Raw genomic sequence first — 6,269 nt, 5'->3', positions numbered from 1 at the left:
GTTGTCGCAACATCGGCCCGGGCGGGCTTTTCAGTTGTCGTCTGCCGAAATCTGGTCGGTCAGAGCTTGAGTCCCGTGCCGTGCACGCCGTGTTCCTCGATGAGCGCCAGTTCGTCATCGGTGAGCGCCGGGAAGTTCAGGGCGGCGATGTTGTGGTCGAGCTGCTCGGTCGAACTCGCACCGATCAGCGCCGACGTGATCTCCGGCCTGCGCAGTACCCACTGCAACGCGAGCTGGGCGAGTGACTGCCCGCGGGCCTCGGCGATCTTGTTGAGTTCGGCGGTACGCTGCCGGTACGTCTCGTCGATCACATCCGGCGTCAGGAATGAACTGTTCTGCGCCCGTGCATGTTCGGGAATCGTCTCCAGGTACTTGTCGGTCAGGAGGCCCTGCGCCAACGGCGAGTACACGATGAGCCCGAATCCGTCCTGGTGGGCGGTGTCCAGCAGACCGTTTTGTTCGGGGCGCCGGTCGTAGATCGAGTAACGCGCCTGGTGGATGAGCAGCGGGACGCCGGCCTGGCGGAGCAGTTCGGCGGCCTCGTGGGTGCGATCGGGGAGGTAGTTGGAGATGCCGACGTAGAGCGCCTTGCCCTGCTCCACCGCGCTGACCAGTGCACCGACCGATTCTTCCAGCGGCGTGCTGAGGTCCGGGCTGTGGTGGTAGAAGATGTCGACGTAGTCGGTGCCGAGGTCGCGCAGACTGTGGTTGAGCGAGGTGAGGATCGACTTGCGCGAGCCGCCCTCGAGATAGGGGCTCGGACCGATCGGGTTGCCTGCCTTGGTCGACAGGATGAGTTCGTCCCGGTAGGGCGCGAGGTCCTTCGCGAGAACCCTGCCGAAGTTCTGCTGGGCCGCGCGGTGCGGTGGGCCGTAGCGGTCGGCGTTGTCGAAGTGGGTGATCCCCAGGTCGAATGCGTGGAGAATGATCTCCCGCTGGGTCGCAAAGGCATAGTCGCTACCGAACTTCTGCCACAGGCCGAACGAGAAGGCCGGAAGATCGAGGCCGGAGTTTCCGGTGCGACGGTAGGGGACCTTCTCGTAGCGGTCCTCGGCGGCGGCGTAGGTGAGATCGAAGGGGCTGGCGGTCATCGGTGTCGTCTCTTCCGTTCTGATCAATTGTTGTTGTGGGTCGGTGGTCAGAAAAGGCCGGTGGTGGGTGGTTCCTCGCCGGTCAGGTGGTATGCCCCCGCGATCGCCTGCTTCCACTGCCGCGGGTTGTGATTGGCGGCGGTGCGCGCGTTGCGCCAGTGCCGGTCGAATCCGAGGTCTCGATTGGTGATGGAGCCACCGCCCACGTCGAAGAGCAGTTCCGCAGCGTCGAGCGCGGACTCGATTGCGATCGCACTCGCGTGCGCGACGTGGACCGCGGCAGCAGCACCGGCGGTGCGTGCGGCGGGCCCGGTGAGGCCCCGGACACCTTCCAGTGTCTCGGCTGCCAGCAGCACGACGGCCCGCGCCGCCTGGGCGCGGCCGGCGATCTGCCCGATTGTCTGCCTCACATAGGGATCCTCGACGCTGGTGTCCGCGGAGCTGTGCTTGATCGGCCGGGCCTTCTCCCGCACGTACCCGACCGCGTCGTCGAGGGCTCGCGCGGCCACACCGGCCTGTATCGCCGCGAGATAGCACTGCGCGAAGCTGCCGGGCCACGGGTTGTCGGGCCGGGCCTGGCCGGGAAAGGTCACCTCGTCGTCGGATACGCGCACGTTGGTCAGGCGGGTGGTGCCACTGGCGGTGAGCCGCTGACCGACGGCGTCGAAGTCGTCGAGCCGTTCGACTCCCTCGCGGTCGACGGGCACGGTGAATCGAACCACCGTCCCGTCCTCGGCGAGTGCCTGGGTGGAGAACCAGGATGCGTACAGCCCACCGGTCGAGTAGTACTTCTCGCCGTCGACCACCCAGCCCGCACCCTCACGCCGGGCCGTCGCATTGACCTGCCCGCTCGCGCCTCCGGTTCGCTCATTGCTCGTTCCGGCGAACAGATCCCGGTTGCGCAGCCGCGTCAGAATCACGTCGCGGTGCGGCAGATCGGGCCGGCTCGATACCTGCTCGGCGACGAGGAAACTGCTGCGCAATGCCTGCGCCACACTGGAGTCGGCGCGCGAAACTTCGATGACGACGTCGGCCACATCACGCAGCGAACCACCAGCACCACCGTCCTCCCGGGCGACGCCGACCAGCGCGATCCCCGCGTCCGCGAGTGCACGGACCTCACCGAAAGCGTAGTCGCGCTCGTTCTCCCGCGCCCCGGCGGTATCACCCAGACGGCGCAGGACGGGGCGGATTGCGGCGCGGATGCCCGCCACGGTGAGTCCGGCGACCGGCGTCGCTTCGATCGACTCGTGTTCCGGGTACACAGCGGTCATGACAACGCCTCCACGGTGTCGCGCAGGCCGAGGGATGCCCGCAGCGTCGGTCCTGTCGAGGCGGACAGCGTCACTTCGGCGCGCCCGATCAGAGCGACGTCGTCGCGCTGTCGGCCGGCCTGCTCGAGTCCGGAGGTCAGAGCGAGGTCCGCGCCCGCCGACTGCCCGCGGTCGACGATCACCGCGTCGGCGGACCGTGCCACTACCGCCCAGCCGAGCACGTCCGGGTCGGCGACGACGACCGGGCGTCCCTGCACGGACGACGGTCCGTCCAGCGGCGCCGCGACCCGATAGAAGCGGCCTTCGTGGTCGATCGCCCGGATCAATGCATCGTCGACGACCAGTGCGCGTTCCTGGTCCCCGATCAGCTCGTCCCGGGGGAAGGATTCCCACAGGCGCGTGAGGATCTCGGCGTATTCGGACCAGCGCTCCACCGGTCCGGCGGCGGCCGGGTCCGGCACGGTGGCCGCACTCACCTCGTAGCCTGCGCCGGGGCGCAGGACCACACCGACCCGGCCGGCAGTGGCGCGGTCGAACGACACACCGGCCACGCTCGGGTCGATCGCACGACGGCCACCAGCAGTGTCCAACAGGCGCAGCGCGGCGACGCCGGCCTCCTGCGCCGCCTCGGTGACCGTGACCGCCGCGGCGGGCGAGACGGGGTCGAAGCGGTCGGGCTCGTCCCCAGCGAGTGCGTCGCCGACGGCGATGTCGATCAGGATCGGGGTACTCATGTGTTGCCTCTTCTGGTTTCTCAGACTGTTCAGCGAGCGGCTTCGAGAGGTCCGCGGTCCCACACCCCGGCCGATACGTCGGGGACGTCGAGACCGAGGTGCTCACGCAGGGTCGTTCCGTCGTACTCCGTGCGGAAGAGACCGCGCCGCTGCAGCTCGGGGATGAGGTGGTCGGTGAAATCGTCGAAGCCGGAGGGCAATACGTCGGGCATCACGTTGAATCCGTCAGCGGCGCCGTAGTGGAACCATCGCTGGATGTCGTCGGCGACCTGCTCGGGGGTGCCGACCACGATGCGGTGCCCACCACCCCCCGACAGCTTCTTCAGTAGCTGTCGCAGGGTCGGGTTCTCCCGGTCGATGATGTCCTTCACGACCCGGTTGGCGATCGACGTGTAGTGGTCGATCGTGTAACTGGCCAGGCCGTCGGTGCCGGGGAACCGCCACGATCCACCGAAGACCCCGGCGTTGAGGATATTGACGTTGATGTGAAGCCGGCCGCTCACTCGGTGGTCCCTTCATCGGCGACAGGTGTGGATCGATCGGATCACTGTCGTCGAAAGGCCGTGGAATGGGAATGGTTCGAATCGTGCAGATTCACTGGAGAGACCCTTAAGCGCGCACCACACCCGCGAGGCCGTCCTACGCAATTGATTGATTACACGACGGACATAGTGCACCGGGAGTCGGACAATCACCATCCCGCCTACACGATTCTTGTTCCATCGTTCATTTGTTCTTCAGATTCAGCGTCGGATCGCGTGTAGGACGGAGGCGAAATAGGTTGAACCAGAAACGATTATGCAGTTTCGGTCTGCGTCGTGTCGGTGGAGCTTGGCTCATGGTGAATCTATTCGTAGGAAAAGCCTGTGCCCGAGCTTATCTTCTACATCGAATCAATCCTCGGGAGTGACCGGCCAATCGGGAACCGACGACCACATCCACCGCGAGAGAGAGGAAATGCCGTGAGTGGCAGAACCACGCACCGGGAGGCGCGAGCATGAGCGTCTTCGGCAACATGCGCCTGACGAAGAAGGTGTCCACCTGGTCGGCCCTGTTGGTTGCAGCGCCGCTGGTGCTGGCCGGGTGCGGCAGCGGTAGCGATGACGACGGGGCGGTGACTTTCCGCTTCGCCAATTCGCCCACCGCCCTGTCGCTGGTCAGGATCGCTGACGAATTGGGGTATTGGGACAACGCCGGGGTCCGTCCGGAGTACGTCGGGCCTGCCACGGCTGTGCCCGCGGTGCAGCTGCTAGATCAGGGCGCGATCGACATCGCGACGGGCATGTTCAACAACGACATCGACGGGAAGGTGAAGGGCTTCAAGTTCACGGCCATCGCCTCGAGCATGCTCGACTTGCCCGACATGCCTCACATGGCCTACTTCACGAAAGCGGGTTCGGACATCACGAAGGAGAACCTGAAGGCGATCGAGGGCAAGACGATTGGTCTGTCGGGGTCCAACAGTTGCACAGACCTGGTGATCAAGCGCTACCTGCAGAACAACGGTGTCGACCTGAGCAAGGTCAACTTCCTCGAGCTCAAGAACGAGCTCATTGCACCCGCGATCGAGAGAGGCGAGGTCGACCTCGGGGTCTTCCACCCGCCGCTGGTCGGTGTGCTGCAGAGCCAGCCGGACAAGTTCACCCAGGCCTTCACGTCTTTCGAAGACTGGGGCCCGCTGGGTGGCCAGGCACCGTATGTCGCGAGCAACGCATGGCTGCAGAAGTACCCGGACGCGGCGCGTGCGTTCGTGGGCGTGATCGCGAAGACGGCCAACTGGGCCAACGCTCACCCGAAGGAGTCCGCGGAGATCGCCGGCAAGACCACGGGATACCCCGTGGAGCAGACCACAAACTGGCACTACGCACCCAACGCGCTGCTCGACAAGGCGAGCCTGCAACTGTGGTGGGACCTCGTGGAGGAGGTGGGTGAACCGTTGCCGGGCTCGGAGAATCTGAAGCCCGAAGACGTTGCGACCAATGCCTTCAACCCCTACGCGAAGTCCGCAGACCTTCTGGAATCCCAGGAAGACAACACGGAGATCGTGACCGAAGAGCAGAACGACGGGATCTTGAAGACGCACCTTGTCGACATCGAGGGCCTCGAAAAGTGATCCGGCGCCATCCGCACCCGACAGGAAGTCACACGACATGACTCAACAAGTGCTAGCTGAACGAATCGAGCAGGACGCGGGGCCGATCGCACCCCGTGCCCACGGTACGGACTGGAAGATCGAGGCCAAGCGCGTCGCCAAGATCTATCCGAAACCGGGATCGAGGTCGACCAAGGACGCCACCGCAGTCCTCGACGGATTCGACCTGCAGATCAAGAGCGGCGAGTTTCTCTCCCTCCTCGGACCGAGTGGCTGCGGCAAGTCGACGTTTCTGAACATCCTCGCGGGCTTGGAGACTCACAACGGCGGAGCCGTTCTCGTCGATGGCAAACGAGTCGAAGGCGTCAACAAGAACGTCGGCGTCGTCTTCCAGGGTTACGCCCTGTTCCCCTGGCTGACGGCGCAGAAGAACGTCGAGGTCGGTCTCGAGATCCGCGGCGTCCCCAAGGCGGAACGCCGGGCGAGGGCCGCCAAGGTGCTGAAGACGGTGGGCCTGGAAGCCGCCGCCAACCGGCTTCCTCACCAACTCTCCGGTGGTATGCGTCAGCGGGTCGCGATCGCGCGCGTTCTCGCATACGAACCCGACATCCTGGTATTCGACGAGCCGTTCGCCGCCCTCGATGCGCAGACGCGGGAGTTCCTGCAGGGCGAGTTGCTGCGAATCTGGGAATCCGGTGACACGAAGAAGACGATCCTCTTCGTCACCCACTCGATCGACGAGGCCATCTTCCTGTCGGATCGGATCGCGGTCATGACCCGTGCACCCGGCAAGGTGAAGACGCTGCTGGACGTCGAGCTTCCGCGGCCCCGGGACAGCGACTCCCGCAACTCGGTGGAGTTCGCGCACATCCGGTCGCGCGTCGCACGCGTCCTCGAGGAGGAGGTGCACATTGGCAACGACGATCACTGAGCCGGCACGCGTCGAGGAACACCTGCTGGACGAGGATCTCACTCCGCCCAAGGCGCCCAACCCCTGGCTCGTGAAATATGACAGAGTGATCTACGGAATCATCGGGCTTTCAGCCTTCTTGGTGCTCTGGTGGTGGATCGTTGATTC

Annotated in this window: 5 protein-coding genes and 1 pseudogene; 2 read left to right on the top strand and 4 right to left on the bottom strand. The window is 65.2% G+C overall.

The window, feature by feature from the left end; genetic code table 11:
- Positions 1–59: 59 nt before the first annotated feature.
- The 4 genes and pseudogenes from ACFTZB_RS40850 to ACFTZB_RS40835 all read right to left on the bottom strand — a co-directional run.
- Entirely contained in the window at positions 60–1,091 is a 1,032-nt protein-coding gene (locus tag ACFTZB_RS40850) for an aldo/keto reductase (RefSeq protein WP_378440916.1), read from the bottom strand.
- Between the two features lie 47 nt (positions 1,092–1,138).
- A complete protein-coding gene (locus tag ACFTZB_RS40845; RefSeq protein ID WP_378440914.1) occupies positions 1,139–2,365 on the bottom strand; it encodes an acyl-CoA dehydrogenase family protein in 1,227 nt (408 codons plus the stop codon).
- Positions 2,362–3,099, bottom strand: a complete 738-nt coding sequence (locus ACFTZB_RS40840) for a hypothetical protein (protein ID WP_378440912.1) — start codon at positions 3,097–3,099, stop codon at positions 2,362–2,364. The genes ACFTZB_RS40845 and ACFTZB_RS40840 overlap by 4 nt, the downstream gene beginning before the upstream one ends.
- Positions 3,100–3,128: 29 nt before the next feature.
- Positions 3,129–3,476 (bottom strand): annotated as a pseudogene (locus ACFTZB_RS40835) (LLM class flavin-dependent oxidoreductase); the annotation flags it as partial.
- A gap of 620 nt (positions 3,477–4,096) precedes the next feature.
- On the opposite strand from ACFTZB_RS40835, the gene ACFTZB_RS40830 reads away from it, so the two are divergent.
- Both ACFTZB_RS40830 and ACFTZB_RS40825 read left to right on the top strand, forming a co-directional pair.
- Complete coding sequence (locus ACFTZB_RS40830; RefSeq protein WP_378440910.1) at positions 4,097–5,212, top strand: ABC transporter substrate-binding protein; 1,116 nt, start codon at positions 4,097–4,099, stop codon at positions 5,210–5,212.
- A gap of 37 nt (positions 5,213–5,249) precedes the next feature.
- On the top strand, positions 5,250–6,122 hold the full coding sequence (locus tag ACFTZB_RS40825; RefSeq protein ID WP_378440908.1) for an ABC transporter ATP-binding protein: 873 nt from the start codon (positions 5,250–5,252) through the stop codon (positions 6,120–6,122).
- Positions 6,123–6,269 lie beyond the last annotated feature (147 nt).

It is taken from the genome of Rhodococcus sp. NPDC057014 (assembly GCF_042673295.1).
GTDB lineage: Bacteria > Actinomycetota > Actinomycetes > Mycobacteriales > Mycobacteriaceae > Rhodococcus_F.
This window is presented reverse-complemented; position numbering and strand designations above follow the sequence as displayed.

Bases quoted from the DNA above. Each gene is read 5' to 3' on its own strand.
- ACFTZB_RS40825 (WP_378440908.1), top strand. From the start codon at position 5,250: ATGACTCAACAAGTGCTAGCTGAACGAATCGAGCAGGACGCGGGGCCG.
- ACFTZB_RS40830 (WP_378440910.1), top strand. From the start codon at position 4,097: ATGAGCGTCTTCGGCAACATGCGCCTGACGAAGAAGGTGTCCACCTGG.
- ACFTZB_RS40840 (WP_378440912.1), bottom strand. From the start codon at position 3,099: ATGAGTACCCCGATCCTGATCGACATCGCCGTCGGCGACGCACTCGCT.
- ACFTZB_RS40850 (WP_378440916.1), bottom strand. From the start codon at position 1,091: ATGACCGCCAGCCCCTTCGATCTCACCTACGCCGCCGCCGAGGACCGC.
- ACFTZB_RS40845 (WP_378440914.1), bottom strand. From the start codon at position 2,365: ATGACCGCTGTGTACCCGGAACACGAGTCGATCGAAGCGACGCCGGTC.